At 69.7% G+C, this 19,127-nt stretch carries 16 protein-coding genes; 13 read left to right on the top strand and 3 right to left on the bottom strand.

Annotated features, from left to right (window positions below):
• Positions 1–54 precede the first annotated feature (54 nt).
• Together AOZ06_RS23490 and AOZ06_RS23485 are read left to right on the top strand one after the other, a co-directional pair.
• A complete protein-coding gene (locus tag AOZ06_RS23490; protein WP_054291379.1) occupies positions 55–972 on the top strand; it encodes an AurF N-oxygenase family protein in 918 nt (305 codons plus the stop codon).
• Positions 973–1,056: 84 nt separating this feature from the next.
• Complete coding sequence (locus AOZ06_RS23485; protein WP_054296857.1) at positions 1,057–1,569, top strand: DUF6069 family protein; 513 nt, start codon at positions 1,057–1,059, stop codon at positions 1,567–1,569.
• Between the two features lie 13 nt (positions 1,570–1,582).
• Here AOZ06_RS23485 and AOZ06_RS56550 read toward each other — a convergent pair whose 3' ends face one another.
• Positions 1,583–1,741: a hypothetical protein gene (locus AOZ06_RS56550; protein ID WP_157233185.1), complete on the bottom strand. Its 159-nt coding sequence runs from the start codon at positions 1,739–1,741 to the stop codon at positions 1,583–1,585.
• Between the two features lie 194 nt (positions 1,742–1,935).
• Here AOZ06_RS56550 and AOZ06_RS23480 point away from each other — a divergent pair, with 194 nt between their 5' ends.
• Positions 1,936–3,459 (top strand): dolichyl-phosphate-mannose--protein mannosyltransferase, encoded by a 1,524-nt coding sequence (locus AOZ06_RS23480; protein WP_054296856.1) that lies wholly within the window; start codon positions 1,936–1,938, stop codon positions 3,457–3,459.
• Positions 3,460–4,795: 1,336 nt separating this feature from the next.
• Here the strand turns inward: AOZ06_RS23480 and AOZ06_RS54290 are convergent.
• Positions 4,796–5,278, bottom strand: a complete 483-nt coding sequence (locus AOZ06_RS54290; protein ID WP_083472704.1) for an Lrp/AsnC family transcriptional regulator — start codon at positions 5,276–5,278, stop codon at positions 4,796–4,798.
• A 110-nt stretch (positions 5,279–5,388) separates the two neighbouring features.
• On the opposite strand from AOZ06_RS54290, the gene AOZ06_RS23470 reads away from it, so the two are divergent.
• From AOZ06_RS23470 to AOZ06_RS23455, 4 genes are all read left to right on the top strand, one after another.
• The gene (locus tag AOZ06_RS23470) at positions 5,389–6,738 is read left to right on the top strand and encodes an aspartate aminotransferase family protein (RefSeq protein WP_054291377.1); all 1,350 of its coding nucleotides are present in this window, start codon (positions 5,389–5,391) and stop codon (positions 6,736–6,738) included.
• 75 nt (positions 6,739–6,813) lie between these two features.
• A complete protein-coding gene (locus tag AOZ06_RS23465; RefSeq protein WP_054291376.1) occupies positions 6,814–7,716 on the top strand; it encodes a hypothetical protein in 903 nt (300 codons plus the stop codon).
• Positions 7,717–7,864: 148 nt separating this feature from the next.
• A complete protein-coding gene (locus AOZ06_RS23460; protein WP_054296855.1) occupies positions 7,865–10,714 on the top strand; it encodes a S8 family serine peptidase in 2,850 nt (949 codons plus the stop codon).
• A 212-nt stretch (positions 10,715–10,926) separates the two neighbouring features.
• Positions 10,927–12,354 (top strand): M1 family metallopeptidase, encoded by a 1,428-nt coding sequence (locus AOZ06_RS23455; protein WP_054291375.1) that lies wholly within the window; start codon positions 10,927–10,929, stop codon positions 12,352–12,354.
• A gap of 21 nt (positions 12,355–12,375) precedes the next feature.
• Here AOZ06_RS23455 and AOZ06_RS23450 read toward each other — a convergent pair whose 3' ends face one another.
• Positions 12,376–13,551 (bottom strand): MFS transporter, encoded by a 1,176-nt coding sequence (locus AOZ06_RS23450; protein ID WP_054291374.1) that lies wholly within the window; start codon positions 13,549–13,551, stop codon positions 12,376–12,378.
• Positions 13,552–13,629: 78 nt separating this feature from the next.
• On the opposite strand from AOZ06_RS23450, the gene AOZ06_RS23445 reads away from it, so the two are divergent.
• The 6 genes from AOZ06_RS23445 to AOZ06_RS23425 all read left to right on the top strand — a co-directional run bounded on the left by AOZ06_RS23445 (position 13,630) and on the right by AOZ06_RS23425 (position 19,119).
• The gene (locus AOZ06_RS23445; protein ID WP_054291373.1) at positions 13,630–14,184 is read left to right on the top strand and encodes an NADPH-dependent FMN reductase; all 555 of its coding nucleotides are present in this window, start codon (positions 13,630–13,632) and stop codon (positions 14,182–14,184) included.
• 61 nt (positions 14,185–14,245) lie between these two features.
• Positions 14,246–15,532, top strand: coding sequence for a family 43 glycosylhydrolase (locus AOZ06_RS23440; RefSeq protein ID WP_054291372.1), 1,287 nt, complete (start codon positions 14,246–14,248; stop codon positions 15,530–15,532).
• Positions 15,533–15,550: 18 nt separating this feature from the next.
• Positions 15,551–16,459: an endonuclease/exonuclease/phosphatase family protein gene (locus AOZ06_RS23435; protein ID WP_236952353.1), complete on the top strand. Its 909-nt coding sequence runs from the start codon at positions 15,551–15,553 to the stop codon at positions 16,457–16,459.
• Positions 16,460–16,527: 68 nt separating this feature from the next.
• Positions 16,528–16,692, top strand: a complete 165-nt coding sequence (locus AOZ06_RS56545; RefSeq protein ID WP_157233184.1) for a hypothetical protein — start codon at positions 16,528–16,530, stop codon at positions 16,690–16,692.
• Positions 16,685–18,553, top strand: coding sequence for a RiPP maturation radical SAM C-methyltransferase (locus tag AOZ06_RS23430; protein ID WP_218922041.1), 1,869 nt, complete (start codon positions 16,685–16,687; stop codon positions 18,551–18,553). Before AOZ06_RS56545 ends, AOZ06_RS23430 begins: the two co-directional genes overlap by 8 nt.
• On the top strand, positions 18,550–19,119 hold the full coding sequence (locus tag AOZ06_RS23425; protein WP_054291370.1) for a DUF5825 family protein: 570 nt from the start codon (positions 18,550–18,552) through the stop codon (positions 19,117–19,119). The genes AOZ06_RS23430 and AOZ06_RS23425 overlap by 4 nt, the downstream gene beginning before the upstream one ends.
• The last annotated feature ends 8 nt before the right edge of the window (positions 19,120–19,127 follow it).

Below are 19,127 nucleotides of genomic sequence, written 5' to 3'. Positions count from 1 at the left end.
GACGTTCATTGTTACATTGGTCCAGATGTTGCACCGGCGCGACGTGGAGGTCCGATGGCTGAGCAGCTGAGAGTGGGCGACCGCGAGACGACCGCTCAGCGCCTGCTGAACGGCACGGCTCGCAAGTTCTACGACCCCGAGGTCGACATCGACTGGGACGCCCCGCTGGCCGAGGGCAAGTTCTTCATCCCACCGAACCTGGTGTCGCTCTACGGCACCAGGATGTGGGACGAGATGACCCACGAGCAGCGCGTGGAGCTGTCCCGCCAGGAGATGATGAACACCGTCAGCGTGGGCATCTGGTTCGAGAACATCCTCAACCAGCTGCTGCTGCGGATGGCCTACAAGCAGGACCCGACCAGCAAGCACGTGCACTACGAACTCGCCGAACTGGCCGAGGAGACCCGGCACATGACCATGTTCGGGATGCTGATCGGCAAAGCGGGCGGCCCCGCGTACCGCAACGACTTCCTGCTGCACAACGGCGGCAAGCTGCTGCCGCTGATCATCGGCGGCCCGACGGTCTGGGTCGCCACCCTGGTCGGCGAGGAGATCTTCGACTCGCTGCAGCGCGACTTCATGAACCACCCGGACCTGCAGCCGCACGTCCGGCAGGTGATGCGGATCCACGTGCTGGAGGAGGCGCGGCACATCCGCTTCGCCCGTGAAGACCTGGTCCGGCGGATGGCCAGAACGCCGTGGTACGGCCGGTTCGTCGCGCGGTTCGCCGCCGGGTTCGGCGCGTACCTGCTCAAGTCGGTCCTGACCAGGCCCGAGGTGTACCGGCGGGCGGGGCTGGACGTGCGACGGGCCCGCCGGGAGGCACGCGGCAACGCGCACATCCACGCCACATACGCCAGGGCGTTCGAGAAGCTGCGCTCGTTCCTGCACGACCAGGGCCTGGTCAAAGGCCCGAACAAGGTGTTCTGGCGGCTGGCCAAGGTGCACCCGGACGGCAAGGGCGTCGGCTGAGCGCCTGACCGGCGCTGACGAGCGGACCCACCGCCGAGGGACGACAATCGAGTGGTCCGGTCAGTCAGCGGGAAGGACTCCGAGATGACCGACTACGACGCGGTCGAACGCCCCGGCGTGAACGCGGGCAGGCTCTGGGCGAGCGGCCTGGCCACGGCAGTGGTCGCCGCCCTGCTCGCCGTGGTAGGCATCCTGATCGCCCGTGGTGTCGTCGACGTCGCGGTCCTCGCACCGAAAGGCGAGGGCGTCTGGGGCAACGCGAACACGTTCACGTACGCGATGTTGTCCGGCCTGGCCGCGCTGCTGGCGACCGGGCTGATGCACCTGCTGATCCTCGCCGTCGCGGCGCCACGCCAGTTCTTCACGTGGATCATGGTGCTCGCGACGCTGATCGCCGTCGTGCTGCCGTTGACGCTGACCGTCGAGACCGGCGGCAAGGTCGCGACCGCGGTGATCAACCTCGCCATCGGGCTGGCCATCACGACCATCCTCAACAGCGTCGCGGCGTCGGCGCAGACCATCCGGCGTCCCGGGGCCCGCGGCGACGCGCCCACGCGCCAGTGGGACCAGCCTCCTGGCACGTACTACGACAGCTGACTCGCTGCCCCGGTCATCTCCCGGGTGAATCGGGCGCCGTGCCGCGCTGGTCGTCGGCCGCCTTCTGGTCACCCGCCGAATGCGTGGTCGGCTGCTGACCGTCGCGTTCGGTGACGAGATCGGGCCCGCCCCACTTGTCGTCGTCGCCCTTGTCCAGCCGGTGCTTTCCCATCGCTACCTCCCTCACAGCGAATACACGGGTTACCCGCGACCACCGTCCTCAATGCTCCTCGATCGAATGACGTGACGGGATCGCTGACACAGGTGGTGCCCCGGCTGAACCCCGGTCACGCGAAGTGACATGATCTCGATGGAGTGGGTGAAGCGTCTGTTCGGGGGGACGTCACGAGGGTGCAGCACGAGCGCTTGGCCGACGCCGGCCTGACCTCGCCGTCGCCGAGCAGCGCGGCCGACGCGCTGCTCGGCCGCCCGATGCCCGGCGACCGGCTGCGTGGCTGGCTCGTCGCCGCGGTGCTCGCCGTCATCGGCGGCGTGGTCCGGTTCCAGAACCTGGGGATGCCCACCGATCCGCGTGGCACGCCCGTCTTCGACGAGAAGTACTACGCGGCGAACGCGTGGCAGATGCTGCGCAACGGCTGGGTCGAGGACAACCCCGGTTTCAACCTGACCGTGCACCCGCCGCTGGCCAAACAGCTGATCGCGCTCGGCGAGATGGCGTTCGGCTACACCGGCTGGGGCTGGCGGTTCGCCTCGGCCGTCGCGGGCACGCTGATGGTGCTGATGATCGTGCGCGCGGGCCGCAGGCTGACCCGCTCGACGCTGCTCGGCGCGGTCGCCGGGGTGCTGCTGATCTGCGACGGCGTCGTGCACCTGATGAGCCGGATGGCGATGCTGGACATCTTCCAGGCCTTCTTCGTGCTCGCCGCGTTCGGCTGCGCCCTGGTCGACCGCGATCAGATGCGGCAACGGCTCGCGGTCGCCGTGCGCGAGGGCTGGGCGACCGAATCGGGTTACGGCCCGCGGCTGGGGTTGCGCTGGTGGCGGTTCGGCACCGGGGTGGCGCTCGGCCTCGCGTGCGGCGTGAAGTGGTCCGGGCTGTACTGGGTCGCCGCGTTCGGGCTGCTGGTCGTGTTCTGGGACGTCACCGCGCGGCGCGCCGCCGGGGTCCGGCACCCGTGGCTGGGGACGCTGCGGCGTGATCTGCTGCCCGCGCTGTGGTCCCTGCTGATCATCCCGGTCCTGGTCTACCTGGGCACGTGGTGGGCGTGGTACGCCAGCGAGACCGCCGTGAACCGGCACCTGGCCGAGGACACCGGGTCGTTCACGGACATCGTGCCCGCGGCGCTGCGCTCGCTGTTCTCCTACAGCGCGGACGTGCTCGACTTCCACGAGACGCTGACCACGCCCGCCACCAAGCCGCATCCGTGGGAGTCCAAACCGTGGACGTGGCCGATGGGGCTGCGGCCGATCCTCTACTTCCTCGACACCTCCGCCACCGGCTGCGGCGAGCCGAAGTGCGTGCGCGCGACGATGCTGATCGGCACCCCGGCCATGTGGTGGCTCGCGCTGCCGATGCTCGCGTGGGGCCTGTGGCGCTGCGTGGCACGGCTGGACTGGCGCTACGCCGCCGTGCTGGTGGCCTACCTCGCCGGTCTGCTGCCGTGGTTCATCAACATGGACCGGCAGATGTACTTCTTCTACATGACGCCCGCGTCCGCGTTCCTCGTGCTCGGCCTGGTCCTGGGACTGGGGCAGGTCCTCGGCGCGGCCCGCGACAGCCGCGAGCGGCGCGGCACCGGGTTGCTGGTCGTCGCGCTCTACATCGGACTCGTCGTGGCCAACTTCCTGTGGCTGTGGCCGATCCTCAACGGCGATCCGATCACCGACGCGCACTGGCAGGCAGAGCTCTGGCTGCCGTCGTGGCGTTGAGCGGCGGCCGGGATTTTTCGGGGTCGTTCGGCCGCGTTCGGCGTCATCCGCCCCAACACCCGGCCCGCACCCCGCTCACCCAGGCACGACACGAAAGAGTTACTCCGTTCGTGTGCACTTCGGTTGCGCCGGACGGCGTCCCATCCCCTGGGCCACGAGTTGCAGTCGCGCTGGAACACGGACACCATCCGCTGCATGCCGTTTCCTCGTGGTCCGAAGTGGACGATCCCGGCGGCCGTGATCACAGCGAGCGCTGTGCTGCTGGCCATCACGTCGGCCGGCGCCGCGGGCAGATTCGACCAGAGCCAGCCGCTGGCCGGGACCTTCGCGGTGCCGCCGCGCCCGATGGAGGCCGCGAAGCCACCGCAACCGGCGTCGCAGTCAGCGCAGTCGCGTGAGGACGAGAAAGCCGACGACGCCGACGCACTCGCCCCCGGGCCGGTGGTCCCGGTCGTGTTCGCCGGGAACATCCCCGCGGGCGTGCTGTCCGCCTACCGGGCCGCCCGCGACCGCGTCGACCAGGCGCAGCCCGGCTGTCACCTGCCGCTGGAACTGCTGGAGGCGATCGGCAAGGTCGAGACCAACCACGCCCGCAACGGGCAGATCGACAAACACGGCACCACGCTGACGCCGATCCTGGGGCCCGCGCTCGACGGCATCGGCTTCGCCAGGATCCCGGACACCGAAGGCGGCCGTCTCGACGGCGACGCGGTGTGGGACCGGGCGGTCGGGCCGATGCAGTTCATCCCGGCCACGTGGCAGAACTGGTCCTCCGACGGCAACGGCGACAACGTCGCCGACCCGCACAACGTGCACGACGCGGCCGTGGCCGCCGGGCGTTACCTGTGTGCGGACAACCGCGACCTGGCCACCGAGGACGGTCTCGATCGGGCGATTCTCAGCTACAACAACTCCGAGAGCTACCGGGTTCTCATCCGGGCCTGGATGACCGCCTACGCCAACGGGACGACGGCCGTACCGGACACCGTCGTCCCCGCCGGTTACGTCCCCGAGACGCCCAAAACCCCGGCAGGCGAAGTCAAAGCCCCGGTCACGCCGTCCACCCCGCCCCCACCGGCCCAGCCTCCCGTCGCCACGCCCCCGCCGGTACCACCGGCGACCGGCACCCAGCCAACGCCGCCACCGACCACCACTCCGCCACCGAACAGCACCCCGCCGCCGTCCACGACACCGCCACCCACGACACCGCCACCCACGACACCGCCGCCCACCGGCACACCACCTCTGGACGAGTCACCGCTCGAACCCGTGCTGGACGTGGTCTGCGACGTGACGGGCGTGGTCGACGAGGTGGTCGACGAGGTGGTCGATTCACTCACCGGCGAGCAGGCCCGGCAGCGGAAGTGCGACGATCCAGCCCAACAGCCGACTTCAGCGTCTTCATCGCAAACCGCGACTGCATCTTCGACAGACCCGGCAGAGCAGTCAGCCGCTGGGTCATGAAGCGCTCGTAGGCGGGCAGGTCCGCGACGGCGACCAGCACGAGGTAGTCCGGTGCACCGAACATCCGGCGCACCTCGACCACTTCGTCGAAGGACACCAGCGTCGCCTCGAACCGTTCGAGCGTGGCCTGTGCCTGGTCGGCGAGTTCGAGGTCGACGATGACCTCGAACCCCCGGTCGATGGCGCCGGGCGCGACGTGCGCCTGGTAACCGAGGATCACGCCGTCCTCCTCCAGCCGCCGGACCCTGCGCAGGCACGGCGAGGGCGTCAGGCCGACGCGGTCCGCGAGTTCGGTGTTGGTCAACCGGCAGTCGCGCCGCAGTTGGTCGACTATCGCGCGATCGATGCTGTCCACGCTCGAATTGTGCGCGACCGCCCGGCGGGCGGACAACAATCGCAATCGGCTGTCCCAGCGCTTCACCTAGCCTTTGCTGACCACTGCTCCGCGAGGCGAAAAGGCAGGTCATGAGCGCTACCACCGACACCCAGGCGATCGCGTCCACCGCGAGACCGACGACCGGCGAGTTCTGGCCGACCGCTCGCCGTCATCTGATCCGGTACGCCCGCAACGACTTCGCGCCGACGATCATCGAACGCGCGGCCGGGTCGCACGTGTTCGACAGCGAGGGTCGCGCGATACTGGACTTCACCTCGGGCCAGATGAGCGCGCTGCTCGGGCACTGCCACCCGGCGATCGTCGAGTGCGTCAGCCGGTCGATCGCCACGCTGGACCACCTGTTCAGCTGGATGCTCAGCCGCCCGGTCGTCGACCTGGCCGCCGCGCTCGCCGCGACCCTGCCGTCCACGCTGAGCAAGGTCATGCTGCTGAGCACCGGTGGTGAGTCGAACGAGGCGGCCATCCGGATGGCGAAGCTCTACACCGGACGCCACGAGATCGTCGCCTTCGACCAGTCCTACCACGGCGTCACCCACGCCTCCGTCGCGGCGACGTACAGCATGGCGCGCACCGGATACGGGCCCGTGGCGCCGGGCAACATCATCATCCCGACGCCGAACGCCTACCGGCCCCTGTTCGAACGGGACGGGCGCCACGACTGGCGCGCCGAACTGGACTTCGCGTTCACGATGGCCGACCGCCAGTCCGTCGGCAGCCTGGCCGCGTTCATCGCCGAACCGATCCTGAGCACCGGCGGCATCATCGAACCGCCGCCCGGCTACTTCGCCGCGCTCAAACAGAAGTGCGCCGAACGCGACATGCTGCTGATCTTCGACGAGGCGCAGACCGGGCTGTGCCGGACCGGGGACTGGTACGGCTTCGAGCGCGACGGCGTCGTGCCGGACATCCTCACGCTGTCCAAGACGCTCGGCGCGGGCCTGCCTGTCGCGGCGGTGATCACCAGCGACGAGATCGAAGAGGTGTGCCACGAACGCGGGTTCTACTTCGGCACCACGCACGTCTCGGACCCGCTGGCGGCGGCGGTCGGCCTGACGGTCGTCAACGTGCTGGCGCAGAACGCGTTCGACCAGACCGCCCGGCGGCTCGGCGACCGGCTGCGCGGCGGGCTGCTGGAACTGCAGGCACGGCACGAGCAGATCGGCGACGTCCGCGGCCGTGGGCTGCTGCAGGGAATCGAACTGGTCACCGACCGCGCCACCAAGCAGCCCGCTGGCGAGTTCGGCGCCGACGTCATCCGGACGTGCCTCGACCTCGGCCTGCACCTCAACATCGTCCAGTTCCCCGGCAGCAGCAGCATCTTCCGGATGGCACCGCCGCTGACCACGACCGAGGAGGAACTCGACCGCGGGCTGGACATCCTCGACCAGGCGCTGACGACGGTCGCCCGGCGCGGCTGATCCCGCACTGGCGCGGCAGCCGCCGCCTGTCTAGTTTGAACCTTTCATCCCCGGCTGGCCCGAGGCAGGTGGACGATGAACAGGGACATGCGGCGGCTGCTGCGCACCGGCCCCTTCGAGGAGGCGTTCGACGCCGCCATCGAGACGTCCGGGCTGACGATGGACCGGCTGTGCGGCCGCCTCGCCGAAGGCGGCGTGACGTTGAGCCGCACCGCGATCTCGTACTGGCGCACCGGGCGGAGCAGACCGGAACGGGCCGAGTCGCTGGTCGCGCTCGGCAAACTCGAGCAGATCCTCGGTCTGCCGCCCGCGTCGCTCGTCGCGTTGCTCGGCGGGCGCAGGCCGAGGGGACGCACGGCGGGCCGGCCGCCGGGCACGCTGTCGCGGCAGGCGTTGCTGCCCGCGTGCGGGCCGGCGCTGGCCGGTCTGGAAACCGCGTCGGACGGGCACCTGGACTTCCTGAGCGTCAACGACTCGCTGATCGTCGACGAGAACACCCGTGAGCACCGGCAGCGGGTGCGGTTGGTGTTGCGTGCCAACGCCGACCGCGTGGACCGCTACGTGGTGTGCCACGAGATCGACGACCCGGCGTACCCGCCGTCGGAACTGGTCGGCGTGGCGTACTCCCGGCTCGGGCGGCTGCGCCGGGATCCGGCCAGCCGGTCGCTGGTCGCGGAGTTCCTGTTCGACCGGCCGCTCAACCGCGGCGAGCACGCGGTGGTCGAGTACGAACTGCGGCTGCCGGCAGGGCAGCCCCTCGACCACGTGTACCGGCGGTTCGCCCGCCCGACCGGGCTGTACACCGTGCAACTGCGGTTCGTGGGTCCGCAGCCCGGCCGGGTGCGCCGCTACGACCGGGCCGGGCTGCGTGGCCCGGAGAAGCACGTCGAGGACCTGTGGCTCGGCGCGGCGGGGACCACCGCACTGGTCGCCCCGTCGGTGCGGCCGGGCACCGTCGGCGTGCGCTGGGAGCGTTGAACTGGGAAAAACTGTTTCGCGAATCCCCGTGTGAACTGCGGTTTCGCCGCGGGCAAAGCCGCTGTGCCGACGGGTCACAAATTTCTTCAGGTCCCGCTCGCCGCGGACTAACTTCCGGTTCTTCCCAGTAGCCAAGGGAGTGAACCAGATGCCCTGCACACCAAGATCCCTGCTCGCGGCCGCGGCCGCACTGGCAGCGGTGACCGTCGCGGCGTTAGCGCCGCCCGCGTCGGGCGCCGAACCGGAAGGCGAGGTCCGGGTCGCGGCCAAGAACCCCGTGCCCGGCGTGTACGTCGTCAAGCTCAACGACAACGCCCGTTCTGCCGGTGCGGCGGCCATTGCGAGCTCGTTGACCAACCGCTACGGCGGCACCGCGACCCACGTGCTCGAGAAAGTCATGCGCGGCTTCGTGGTGGAGAACCTCGGCGAGCAGCAGGCACGTCGTCTCGCCGCGAACCCCGACGTCGCCTCGGTGACCCAGTCGGGCACCGCGCGCGCCGCCGACGTCCAGGACAACCCGCCGAACTGGGGCCTGGACCGAGTCGACCAACGGGACCTGCCGCTGGACAAGAAGTACAACTACCCGGGCAATGCCGGTGCGGGCGTGAACGTCTACATCGTCGACACCGGTATCCGCTACAGCCACCAGGAGTTCGAGGGCCGCGCGAAGTTCGGTGCCGACTTCGTCCAGCCGCCGACCAACGGCAACGACTGCGACTCCGCCAAACAGGGCCACGGCACCCACGTGTCGGGCATCGTCGGCGGCAAGACCCGTGGTGTGGCGAAGAAAGCGACTCTGTGGGCGGTGCGCGTCCTCGGTTGCCAGTCCACCGGCAAGGACAGCGACATCATCGTCGGTGCCGAATGGGTCGCCAAGAACGCGATCAAACCGGCCGTGGCGAACATGAGTGTCTACGCCGACGACCCGAGCATCGGTGTGGACGCGATCAAGGGCTCCGTCGCCGCCGGGGTGCAGTGGGCGCTGATCACCGGCAACAACGGCGGCAACGCGTGCGACTACGGTCCCGGCAGCCGTGTCGAGACCGGTGTGCGTGTCGCCAACTCCACCAGCAACGACCAGCGTGCCGGCGACTCCAACGACGGGCCGTGCACCGACTTGTTCGCGCCGGGCAGCAACATCGACTCGTCGGTGAACACCTCCGACTCCTCCTTCGGCCAGAAGTCCGGCACGTCGATGGCCGCGCCGCACGTCGCGGGCGCGATGGCGCTGCGGCTGGCCGAGCAGCCGTCGGCCTCACCAGCGGACCTGAAGAAGTGGATCGTCGACAACGCCACCACCGGCAAGATGAGCGGCATCCGGCAGGGAACGCCCAACCGGCTGCTGTACGTCCCGAACACGCCGCCCGCCACGAACGACTTCACCATCGCGGCCAGTCCGGCGTCGGTGAGCATCGACCCGGGCGCGTCGGGGACCAGCACGGTCGCCACGACCATCACCCGCGGGTCCGCGCAGAACGTGGCGCTGTCGGCCAGTGGCCTGCCCTCCGGTGTGACGGCCGCGTTCGACCCGTCCTCGGTCACCGCGGGCAACTCCGCCAAGCTGACGCTCAACGCGTCGGCCGACGCCAGCCCTGGCACGTACCGCGTCACCGTGACCGGCAAGGGAACTGACGTCACCCGTACCACCGAGGTGTCGTTGACGGTGAAGGGCCAGGTGTCCGACGACTTCAGCCTGAGCACCGACCCGGCCAGCGGCACGGTCGCGGCAGGTGGGTCGACGTCGGCCACGGTCAAGGCCACCGCTGTCGAGAGCTCCGGCGAGGCGGGCGCCGGTTCCGGGCCCGGTGTGATCGGCGGGTCGCCGACCACGGTCGCGAAGTACCCGTTCATCATCTCGCAGCACCGCACCGGCGGCGCACGCCCGCAGGAGCAGTCCTGCACCGGATCGGTTGTGGGCAAACGACTCGTGCTGATCGCCGCGCACTGCAAGTTCTCGCAGGGCGACCCGAAGTACCTCGTGTACGGCCGTGACGACCTCGCGGCGACGAACACGGGCACACGGATCGAGATCGAGGAGTACCGGACCCACCCGAACTACAACCCGAGCGACGGGTGGCGCACCGGCTGGGACGTCGCGGTGATCGTCACCAGGACCGACATCCCCACCCCGGCGGGCATGCGGTACCCGGCGATCGCGAAGTCCGGCGACAGCCTGCCGTTGGGCACGCGCGGCACCGCGATCGGTTACGGCAAAACCGATTCGCAGGACGCCAACCGCAACACGCTGCTGCGGGAGGTCGTCCTGCCGACCGTCGAGGACCAGAACTGCAGGAACATCAACTCCCAGTTCGACGCGCGGTACATGTTCTGCAACGGCTACGGCAACGGCAGTGCCGGGCTGTGCCAAGGGGACTCCGGCGGCCCCTACTACCACGACGGCAAGATCTGGGGCGTGTTCTCGTGGCTGCGCACGGACTGCGCCGCCTACAACGCGCACGGCAAGATGTGGGGCGTCATGGGTGACTGGGCCAACGAGCAGGTCGGCGGCGGCAACCCGCCCACCGGCGACATCTCGTTGTCGGCCAGCGGCCTGCCGTCCGGCGCCACGGCCTCGTTCAACCCGGCCAAGGTCGACGTCGGTGGCAGTTCCACCCTGTCGATCAGCACCACGGCGGCCACGCCCGCCGGGCAGTACACGGTCACCGTCAGTGGCACACGCGGTGACGTCACCCGGCAGACCACGTACACGCTGACGGTCACCAGCGGTGGCCCCACCACCCTCGCCCTGGCCGATCCCGGCACGCAGACCAGCACCAGGGGCAAGCCGGTCAGCTTGCAGCTCGACGCGAGCGGCGGCAGCGGCGGATACCGCTTCACCGCGACCGGCCTGCCCGCGGGCGTCTCGGTCAACCCCTCGACCGGGCTGATCAGCGGCACGCCGGGCACGTGGGCGAACTACCACCCGTCGGTCACCGTGACCGACAGCGCGGGAGGCAAGGCGTCCAGGTCGTTCTACTGGTTCGTGTTCCCGAACTGATCACCCTTCCAGCTGACCGGGCGGGAGCGATCGCTCCCGCCCGGTCCTGTGTTCCGCCGCGGATTCGAGCCGCGCAACGGAAGTATTGATTATCCGGACAAAGGCGACGGGAATTGCCGGGAAACACACCGGCGGGGATATGTTGCCCTGGCGATTCGGCACGGCGCGCACAGGGAATGCGCCGGTTTCGCCGTAAACGGACAGGAGCGCAGATGAGGGGACAAAAACCGGTCGTCATCGCGGCCGCCGTGCTGAGCAGCCTTTGCCTGGGTGCCGGCGGGGCTGTCGCCGGCGACGGGTGGGGCCAGGCCAAGCCGGGCAGCGACGGCGCCGGGGACAGCTACTACCCCCAGGACGGCAACGGCGGGTACGACGTCGCCGACTACGACCTGAAGGTCGGCTACGACCCCGCGTCGCACCAGCTCACCGGGACGCAGAACATCTCCGCCCGTGCGACGCAGTCGCTGAGCTCGTTCAACCTCGACCTGCACGGCCTGACGGTCGACTCCGTACGGGTCGACCGGCGTGCGGCGACGTTCACCCGCACCGGCGACCACGAGCTCGTGATCACGCCGTCCCGCTCGCTGCGCCGGGGCCAGGCGTTCGCGGTCGAGATCGCGTACCACGGTGTGCCGGCGCCGATCAGCGACCCGTCGCTGGGCGACAACGGCTGGCAGTACACCAAGGCCGGTGGCGCGTTCGTCGCGGGCGAGCCCAAGTCGGCCACGACCTGGTACCCGGTCAACGACACCCCGCTGGACAAGGCCACGTTCCACCTCGCGTTCACCGTGCCGGACGAGTGGGGCGTGATCTCCAACGGCCGCGAACGCGGCACCTTCAAGGCGCCCGGCGGCACCACGCACGTGTGGGCCGAGCAGACGCCGACCGTTCCGTACATGACGACGGTCGCGGTCGACAAGTGGACGTTCGACCGGAGCAGGCGCGCGGACGGCACACCGGTCGTCAGCGCGTTCGCCCCCGGCGTCCCCGATTCGGCCGAACAGGCCGAAGCGCGTCTTCCGGAAATTCTCGACTTTCTCGAGTCGAAATTCGGCAAATACCCCATCGACGCGGCGGGCGGCATATTCCTCAACGAGGAAATCGGCTTCTCGCTGGAAACGATGAGCCGGCCGATCTACTCGGCGGGCTGGGCGGGCACGGTGCCGGTGATCGTGCACGAGAACGCCCACCAGTGGTACGGCGATTCGGTGGCGGTCGAGCACTGGCGTGACGTGTGCCTGAACGAGTGCTTCGCCTCCTACGCCGAGTGGCTGTGGGACGAGGCGAAGGAGGGCGTCGACCTCGACGCGCAGTACGCGGACACCGTCAAGAAGGCGTCGGCGAAGTTCTGGAACGGCAAGCTCTACGACATGGGACCGGGCAACGAGTTCTCCTCCGTGTACTCGAAGGGCCCGCTGATGCTGCACGCGTTGCGCACCTACATCGGGCAGCCCACGTTCGACCTGGTGCTCAAGACCTGGCCCGCGCTGCACCGCAACGGCAACGTGTCCATGCAGGAGTTCCAGCGCTACACGGAACTCTTCGCGCACCGGAGCCTGAAGGGCTTCTTCGACGCCTGGGTGTACGGCACCGGCAAGCCGGCCGACCAGTACCTGTTCCCCGGCAAGCTCAAGCCCTGAGCTGTCCGGCGCTTGTCACCGTCACACGATGACGGTGACAAGCGCCGGTCCGAGAGCGCCACCGAGCTGGTACGACAACGTGAACAGGTTGACCGCCGTCACTGTGCGCTCCGGCGGCACGTCTTTGCCGACCTTGGTCGCGAACCAGGCCAATCCGGCCGTTGCGGCGAAGATCGCGAACGAGGTCGCCGCCGCGTAGGCGCCGAGCGACGATGTGACCACCAGCAATGCCGGGGCGAGCGCCCCAGCCCCGAGGATCACGACGCGCACGACGGACGGGCGCAGGTAGGTCGTGTACCGGGTGAACAGCAGCGAGGCCACCGAGCCCACAGCGAGCGTGACGAGGATCGTCGCACCGATCCGGCTCGCGGGCCACTGGGATTCCAGCAGCCGGGGCACCAGGTAGAGCGCGACGAAGTACGACGTCGACAGTGCGCACATCGCTGCCGTCAGCACGAGGAACACGCGTGATCGCAGCACCGCCCGCGGGACGAAGCCGTCCGGGTGCATGCGGATGCGCAGGCCGAGCAACGCGATGGCCACCGCCGCCACGATCAGCGCCGGCACCGGGAAGCGGGGCACGAGAACCAGTGCGCTGACCAGACCGGCCACCAAAGCGATCCCCAGGACGTCCACCTGGTGCCCCGTGGCGCCGCGTTCGGCGGACACCCGGCCGAGGACGACGGGTACGGCCAGCAAAGCCAGCAGTGAGAGGCTCAACGGCAGGCGCCAGGACACTTCGGACAGAGCCGCTCCCGCCAGCGGGCCGAACGCGCCCACCAGACCGGTCCCGGCGGTGATGGCGCCCGTTCGCCGCGTCGTGCCCGCGACGCTGACCGCGACGATGACCAAGCCGCTGCCGCCCATGGCTTGCGCCACGCGTCCGGCGAGCAGGACGGACAGGTGCGGCGCGAGCAGGACCAGCACCGTGCCGAGCAGGACGAGGACCGCGTTGACGGCAACCGTGGTTCGCACGCTGCGGATCCGCAGAAGCGTCGCCGTGACGACCGCTCCGATGACCGTGCCCCAGCCGAACGCCGTCGCGGTCCAGGTCGCGTCGGCGGTGCTGATGCCCAGCTCGTGCGCCAGTCCGGGGATGACCGTCGTGGTGGTGTTCGCGCTGAGCGCGGTGGGCGTGGCCAGCAGTGCCAGTCCGAGGACGGGAACACGGCCGGAACGGGAGACCGAGGTGACCATGCGACCCAAAGTACACCGACTAGTTCACTCAATGCACTGGGTGGTTTACTTCGCTCACCCGGACGAACGGAGTGAGTCATGACCGAGCTGACCGTGCTCGCACTGTCAGGCAGCCTGCGCGGGCGTTCCCACAACACCGCGCTGCTGCACGCGGCCCGCAAGCTGAATCCCGGCGGGCTCGCCATCGAGATCGAACAGGACCTGGCCCTGCTGCCCCTCTACGACCAGGACATGGACACCGAGTCGCCGCCCGTGGCCGTCACGGCGTTGCGGGCGCGGATCGCCGCGGCCGACGCACTGCTGATCGCCACGCCGGAACACAACGCGTCCGTTCCCGCCGCGCTGAAGAACGCCATCGACTGGGCCAGCACCGCTCCCTGCGGCTTGTTGCGCGGCAAACCCGTGGCCATCGCGGGCGCGTCCCCCGGCCCGTTCGGGTCGGTACGGGCACAACTCGCGCTGCGCCAGATCCTCGCCGCGGTCGGCGCGGAGGTCGTGGTCAAGCCGGAAGTGACCGTGTTCCACTGCGACACGAGACTCACCGACGACGGCGTCCTGACCGACTCGCACTCCGCCGGCCTGCTGCGCGACCTGCTCACCGCGCTCGCACGCAAGGCGACCGTGAACTGCTGACCCTTTCGGACAAGATCCGGTTGCTGTATGACAGGAAGTACCCTGCATCGGAGGCGGCCTCATGCGCATTCTCCTGGTCCCCTTACTGGTCCTGCTCAGCGTTCTGGGCGCGAGCGCCGCGATCGCGGCCGTCCCGCCCGAAGCCGTGATCACCGCCGACTTCCCCGACCCGGACGTGCTCCAGGTCGGCACCACCTACTACGCCTACTCGACAAGCAGCCGGGCCGGGCGTGTGCAGGTGGCCAGCGCGCCCGCACCGTCCGGACCGTGGACAGTGCACGGCGACGCCCTGCCGGGCAAACCTGCCTGGGCGGGCAACGGCGGATTCTGGGCTCCGGACGTCTCACGCCGCACCGACGGCCGATACCTGATGTACTTCACCGGCCCCAGCACAGCGACCGGCCGGATGTGCATCGGGGCGGCCACATCAGCCAACCCGACCGGCCCTTTCACCGCGACCAGCGCCAACCCGCTCGTGTGCAACGCGGCCGAGGGCGGTGACATCGACCCGAGCAGCTTCGTGGACACCAACGGCACGCGGTACCTGTTGTACAAGAACGACGGCAACGCGGTCGGCAAGCCCGCGATCGTGTGGCTGCAACAAGTCCAGGCCGACGGTGTCACGTTCGCCGGCGGCCGGACCGAGCTGATCCGCAATGACCGGCCGGAAGAAGGCGGCGTCATCGAAGCGCCTGTGCTCGTCCGCCGGGCCTCGCAGTATGTGCTGTTCTACTCCGGCGGCCCGTACGTCAACGACCGCTACTTCACCAGCTACGCCGTATCGCCGTCGATCACGGGCCGCTACACCAAAGCGTTCCGCCCCTTGATGACCACTGCCACGTTCGACGGCGCGGTGCAGGGCCCCGGTGGCGCGGACGTGCACCCCGGCCGCATCTTCTTCCACGGCTGGGCGAACAACGCGCGCTGGATGTACGTCGCCGAACTGGGGTGGGCCAACGACTATCCCGTGGTGCGGGGCAGCCGAGTCCGCCATGAGGCCGAGCGTGGCGCGATCAACCACGCCGAAGTCCGCAGCGGCGTGCCCGGCGCGTCGCAGGGAGCGGTCGTCGCGAAACTCGACTACAACGACAGCTGGGTCGACATCTCCGTCTACGCACCCGGGGCCGGCAACTACACCGCGCACGTCCAGTACGCCGCGGGCTACGGCGACGCGCAGCACACGGTGACAGTGAACGGTGGCACGCAGCACGTGTTGACCTACCCCAACCGGGGCTGGAACACCTGGAGCGAAGTCACCCTGGACGTCACGCTCAATCCCGGCTGGAACACCCTGCGGTTCCAGTACCGCTCGCGGTGGGCCGAGCTCGACCACGTCGAACTGGCATGAAGCCGAGCGGGGGAAGTCGTGTCCCGTGTCCCGACCCTGCTGGCGGCCGTACTGGTCGGCCTGGGCGTCACGCAGGTGGCCGTGGCTGAACAGGTCACGGGCGGGTGGCCGGTGATCGGGCCCGCCCGTGGCGACACGCTGCACGTGATGTCGTTCAACCTGCGGTACGCCTCAGCCACCGAGCCGAACTCGTGGGCGGTCCGCCGCCCGGTGATGGCGCAGTTGCTGCGCCGCGAACTGCCGACGGTGCTCGGCACACAGGAGGGGCTGTACGGACAGCTCAAGGACATCGAACATGACCTGCCCAGCGACTACGACTGGATCGGCATGGGCCGTGCCGGGGGCAGCCGTGACGAGTTCATGGCGATCTTCTACGACACGCGCCGCCTGGAGCCGCTGGAGTTCGACCACTACTGGCTGTCGGACACGCCGTCCGTGATCGGCTCGAAGTCGTGGGGCAACAACGTGATCCGCATGGTGACGTGGGTCCGGTTCGCCGACCGGCGGACCGGTGCCCAGTTCGTCGCCGTCAACACGCACTTCGACCACGAGTCCGAGAACTCACGCCGGCGCGGCGCGGAACTGGTGCGTGACAGGATCAACGCGGTGGCCCCCGGCCTGCCGGTCGTGCTGACAGGTGACTTCAACGCCGCGGCCGGGACGACGCCGACGTACGACATCCTGGTGAACGGCGCCGGTCTGACCGACTCGTGGCCGGCGGCGGCCGAGCGCAGGACACCGCTGTACGCCACGTTCCACGGCTACCGCCCACTGGTGCCCGGCGGACAGCGGATCGACTGGATCCTCACCAGAGGCGCCGAGACCATCCAGGCCGCGGGGATCAACACCCACGCACGCGCCGGTCAGTTCCCGTCCGACCACCTCCCGGTCCAAGCCCTGCTCACGCTCCGGACAAGCCCCGCGTGACCGGGACGTGACCGGGACGTGAGAGCGGCGGTGCACGGTCGGCACCATCCACGAGGGAGGACGACCAGATGGACGCACAGATCCTGACGATCAAGCCGATGACGCGGGTCGAACACCAGCCGGTCAGCAACGGGGTGCGGATCAGCGCCACACCGTCGGCGGGGCTCGCGGAATGCACGCTGGACCGCGCCGACGGCGGCGAAGGCCCGGTCGCACTGAGCACGAGTGGCTGACGAGCCGGCACCGGCCGCACCCAGGACGTCTCTGGTGTGCATGCCGTGGCAGTCGTTGTCCCGGCCCAGCCTCGGTGTGGGTGTGCTGAGTGCCGCGTGCCGCCGCGACGGGCTCCCGCCGCCCGCCGAATACCACGGTGGCCTGCGGTTCGCGGAGTTCCTGCTGGACCAGACCGGCGGCACGCTCACCCCGTTCGACTACACGGCCGTGGCCGAGACCGGGTTCCCGCACGCCCTTGGCGACTGGGTGTTCGCAGGTGTGCTGAACGGCAACGACTTCGGCGCTGACGGTATGGCGGACTACGCCGCCCGCAACGGGATCGCGACACGGACACTGTCGGCGATGCGGGAGCTGGCCGGCGCCTTCGTCGACCTGGCCGCCGACGAGGTCCTGGCGGCCGGCCCCGAACTCGTCGGGTTCAGCACCACGTTCATGCAGAACGTGCCCAGCCTCGCCGTGGCCAAGCGGCTCAAACAACGCGAGCCGGACCTGGTCGTGCTCTTCGGCGGCGGCAACTGCGACGGGCCGATGGGCGCGGCCCTGCACCGCCAGTTCGGCTTCGTCGACATGGTGCTGCGCGGTGAGGCCGACGAGACGTTCCCCCGGCTGCTGCGTGCTCTCGCAGGTGCCGGTGACCTGGCTGGCGTGCCGGGGCTGTGCCGGCGCGACCGTGACGGGGCCAGCGTGGTCAACCCCGTCCCCGCGCGGCTCGTGCCGCCGGCGGGAATGAACTCGCCGGACTTCGCGGGGTGGTTCGGCGAGTTCGACGCCTCACCGGTGAGCGGGTACGTCGAGCCGGAACTGGTGGTGGAGTCGGCGCGCGGGTGCTGGTGGGGCGAACACCACCACTGCACGTTCTGCGGGCTCAACGGCACGTCGATGGCGTTCCGGGCCAAGCCTCCGGACACCTTCGCCGCCGAGGTGCACGATCTCGTGCGTGAGCACCGGGTGCTCGACGTGATGGTCGTCGACAACATCCTGGACCCGTCGTACCTGCGCACCGCCCTGCCGGACCTGGCCGGGCGGGAATGGGACCTGCGGATGCACTACGAGGTGAAGGCGAACCTGACCAGCGCCCAGATCGAGGTGCTGCGGGACGCGGGCGTGCACAGCGTCCAGCCCGGGATCGAGTCCCTCGTCGACGACGTGCTCGCGCGGATGAACAAGGGCGTCCGGGCGGTCCGCAACGTCCGGACGCTGCGCGACTGCGAGTCGGCTGGGCTGACGGTGGCGTGGAACTGGCTCTACGGCTTCCCCGGTGAGCGCCAAGCCGACTACCGGGCGGTGCTGGAAAGGCTGCCCGCGTTGGTCCACTTGCAACCGCCGGACGGGGTGACGCGCATCCAGCTGGAACGCTTCAGCCCCTACTTCGAGGACCCGTCGCTCGGCTTTCCCGACCGGGCGCCCGCGGAGGCGTACGGGCATGTCTACGCGCTGCCACCGGAAACGTTGCGGGACTTGGTCTACCTGTTCGACACGACGCCACGTGGTCTCACCGAGCAGCAGGCCGATCCCCTGCGCGCGGCCGTCGACGCGTGGACCGACCGGCATGCCGCGAGCACTCTCGTACGCAAGCACATTGACGGTGTGACGGTTCTCCGTGACAACAGAATCGGCTGGCCACAGGAGGATCACGTGCTGGCGGACGCGCGGGAGCAGTTCGCGTGGACGGAACTGGAGTACGGCCGGTCGGCGCAAGGCCTGGCCCGCCGGCTGGCTGACGCCGGGATGGGCTGGGACTTCGACGACCTGCGGTGCTGGCTGGGTGAACTGCGGGAGCGCGGCCTGGTGTTCGCCGAAGGCGGGTACTTCATCGCGCTTGCCACGACGTCCGCCGCGCCCCGGCCGGTGCACCGATGAGGCTGACCGCGCGGTGGCCGGATGTGCTGGCGCTGACCGCTGTCCCGTCAAGCCAGGCCGTCGAGGCCGCTGAGCGCGACGGCCAGCGCATCCGGCTGGGTACCCCGGTGAGGTTCGGGGTCAGCCCGTCGGCGGACACCAGGGCTCTGCGGTTCCTGGTCACGGCGGCGGAGCGTTACGTGCCAGTGGAATGGCGCATGCTCGGCGAGTTGCCGTGGCCGTTGCACACCGTCGTCCACCTGCCGCCTCCCACCGAAACGGACGGCCCCGGTACGGCGGTCGCGCAGCAGTGGCGGCGTCAGTTCGACCTGGCCCTGTGCACCTACCGGTTCGGGCCTGGTTTCGTGCTGCTGCGGGACAACCGGCCCGGCAAGGAGCGGTTCCGCGCTCATCTGGGAGCCGGCTGGGTGCGGCCGTTCCGCGAACTGGTCGCCGGTACGGGCGAGGACACCCGGCTGCTCGGCGAACTGGTCTCGGCCGGTCTGGCGATGCGGCTGGGCGGCCAGCCCCCTGTCGTGCTGGCCGCCCATCTGCGCCGCTGGCCGGTGCCCTGTTTCGCCGGCTGACTCGTGGA

The organism is Kibdelosporangium phytohabitans (assembly GCF_001302585.1).
In the GTDB taxonomy this organism is placed as follows: domain Bacteria; phylum Actinomycetota; class Actinomycetes; order Mycobacteriales; family Pseudonocardiaceae; genus Kibdelosporangium; species Kibdelosporangium phytohabitans.
This window is presented reverse-complemented; position numbering and strand designations above follow the sequence as displayed.